Annotated in this window: 3 protein-coding genes and 1 pseudogene; all 4 read left to right on the plus strand. The window is 39.3% G+C overall.

All coding sequences use genetic code 11. The annotated features are described in order from the left end of the window. Nucleotides 1–271: pseudogene (locus RYP29_RS08710) on the plus strand (exonuclease); the annotation flags it as partial. A gap of 45 nt (nt 272–316) precedes the next feature. Then, a complete protein-coding gene (locus RYP29_RS08715; protein ID WP_311533157.1) occupies nt 317–1,708 on the plus strand; it encodes an aminopeptidase in 1,392 nt (463 codons plus the stop codon). Between the two features lie 51 nt (nt 1,709–1,759). Then, nucleotides 1,760–2,137 carry a hypothetical protein gene (locus RYP29_RS08720; protein ID WP_311533158.1) on the plus strand — a complete coding sequence of 126 codons (378 nt, stop codon included), beginning with the start codon at nt 1,760–1,762 and terminating at the stop codon, nt 2,135–2,137. 130 nt (nt 2,138–2,267) lie between these two features. Continuing rightward, nucleotides 2,268–3,042: ABC transporter substrate-binding protein (locus tag RYP29_RS08725; RefSeq protein ID WP_311533160.1), on the plus strand; the 775-nt coding region annotated here is incomplete at its 3' end.

The following is a 3,042-nucleotide window of genomic DNA, read 5'->3' on the forward strand; positions in this document are numbered from 1 at the left end:
GTTGGAAACGACACGTCCTGAGCGGATACAAGGAGATAAGCATTTATCTATAGGCGTTTGTCCGAAACACGGAGCATTTGCCATTCAGTTAAAGGTAGGAAAATATACGATTAAGTCAGGAGTTACCAAGTTTTATGTGACAAAGGTACTCAGTCATAGTACAGACGAAATCGGTAGATTATATAGAGAAAAATCGGAAATTAACCGAGAGAAAGAGCGGCTCTATTATGAGCGTCGCCAAAAAGAATTATTAGAAAAATCTAAAGCATAATACACTATACAATGTGTATATGCGTATATAGAAAGGAATGAAATTATGGAACGTAAATATGCTTGGCATAATTATGATGAACAAACATTACAAGACGTAATGTCATTAGGTGACTCGTATCGCCAATTTTTGGATAATGGTAAAACTGAACGAGAATGTGTTATTCAATCTGTAGCAGCTGCAAAAGAAGCAGGCTATGTCAATTTAAAAGATTTGATTAAATCAAACACGCCAATTAAAGCGGGTGATAAGATTTACTATACTCATATGGATAAATCTATTGCACTTTTTAATATTGGTACTGATGATTTAGATTTAGGTATGAATATCCTTGGAGCTCATATCGATTCTCCACGCATTGACGTAAAACAAAATCCACAATATGAAGATAGTAATTTAGTATTTTGGGATACACACTACTATGGTGGTATTAAAAAATACCACTGGGTGGCTATGCCGCTTGCCATTCATGGCGTTGTAGTAAAAACGGATGGAACGCGTATCAACATTAATATTGGTGATAAAGAGTCTGATCCTGTATTCTGCATTACCGATTTATTGCCTCATTTAGGGCAAGAACAAATGCAAAAGAATGCAGCAAAGGTTATTGAAGGGGAGGCATTAGATCTTCTTATCGGCAGCCGTCCTGTAAAAGATGAAGAAAAAGAAGGGGTTACTAAATTCATCAATACCCTTCTTGAAAAAGAATACGGATTTGTAGAACGCGATTTGTTATCTGCTGAACTTGAAATTGTACCAGCAGGTAAAGCGCGTGATATGGGCTTTGACCGCTCCATGGTTTTGGCTTATGGTCAAGATGACCGTGTATGCGCTTATACATCCTTAGTAGCTATGCTCGAAGTGGACAAAGTAAAACGTACAACTTGCTGTTTACTTGTAGATAAAGAAGAAATTGGCTCCATTGGTGCTACAGGCATGCAATCTCGTTTCTTTGAAAATGCGGTCGCAGAAATCTTAACATTGATGGGCAAACCTAATTCAGTAAATGTGCGCCGTACATTAGAAAATTCTCGTATGCTATCCTCTGATGTTAGCGCTGGATATGATCCATTATATGCATCTGCGTTTGAAAAGAAAAATGCATCCTATCTTGGTATGGGCGTTGTATTTAATAAATTTACCGGTTCTCGCGGTAAATCCGGTTCCAACGATGCCAATGCAGAATATATGGGCTTTATCCGCCGTGTAATGGAATCTAATAACGTAACATACCAAACGGCTGAACTTGGCAAGGTTGACCTTGGCGGTGGTGGTACCATTGCGTACATCATGGCTCTATATGGTATGAATGTAATCGACTGCGGTGTTGCAGTCCTCAGCATGCATGCACCATGGGAGGTTACATCTAAGGCCGATATTTACGAAGCTAAACGATGTTACGTAGCATTTTTGAATGCAGCTGACGAAACAATCTAGTGTTATAGGGCTTTCACCATTGGTGAAAGTCTATGTTATGTGAGGTATAGGATGAAACAAACGGAATTAGGCGCTGCTATCGAGGCGGCTAAAGGAGAGGCAACAGAGGTTAAGACCGTAAAGGTCGATATCTTTGATATTCCTGAAACAAAGGCAAATGAATATATCGCTACGCGCGAAGAGGTAGCTAAGGCTGCTATGGAGGTCATGAAACCATATTGTGTGACCGTTAAACGGGAAACCTTGGATGAAGATGAAGGGGAAGCCGTAGTTGGGTATTATGTAACAGGTGAAATTTTAATGTGTGTCATTTTGGACCCCTTTGAAGTACCTGTTATGAAGGTGGCCCTCGATAAGGGCACACTAAAAGAATACATTTTAGCGGCCAATGAATTAACAGAAGATATGTTAGCTTCACTTGATAAATGATAAAGCTTTTATATATTTTGTGCTCTACATAAGGACAAATGTAAAATACTTTAGTCTGATACATTGATGTAGTGCACAAAGTTGTTTATAATAGAAGTATTATTATTTCGAATATAGGAAGGAAATCCCCATGAACTTGAAAAAAGGCATTGCCCTCGCGCTCACGACGGCAGCATTGATGGCTTTCACAGGCTGTGGCACAAATGGAACGACATCTAATGGAGAATATAAGGTTGGTGTTGTACAACTCGTAGAACATCCAGCACTAGATGCGGCCAATAAAGGTTTTGTTGATGCTCTTAAGGAAAAGGGTTTATCTGACAAAATTACCTTTGACCAACAAAACGCACAAGCTGACCAATCTAACTTGAACAGTATTGCACAGCGTTTCGTATCCGATCGTAAAAATTTGATTTTAGCAATTGCTACACCAGCTGCTCAATCTATGGCGAACGCAACTCATGATATTCCAATCTTGGGTACAGCCATTACTGATTACGAAGCTGCTAAACTTGTTAAATCGAATGAACATCCAGGTGGTAATGTATCCGGTACATCCGATATGAACCCTGTGGAACAACAAGTTGATTTGATTTTGAAAGTATTACCAAATGCTAAAACAATCGGTACGATTTATAGCTCTAGCGAAGTCAATTCTCAAATTCAAGTAGAGAAGATGAAAGCTTACGCAGCTACAAAGGGCATCAAGGTTGAAGAAGTTACTGTTTCCAATGTAAACGATATTCAACAAGCGGCTCAAAACCTCGTATCTCAACATGTTGATGCCATTTATGTGCCAACAGACAATGTGGTAGCATCAGCTATGAGCAATCTTGTAGCGATTACAGATCCTGCAAAAATTCCTGTATTCGGCGGTGAAGATAACCACGTAAAAGGCGGTGCGG

The sequence above is a fragment of the uncultured Veillonella sp. genome, assembly GCF_963534045.1.
GTDB lineage: Bacteria > Bacillota > Negativicutes > Veillonellales > Veillonellaceae > Veillonella.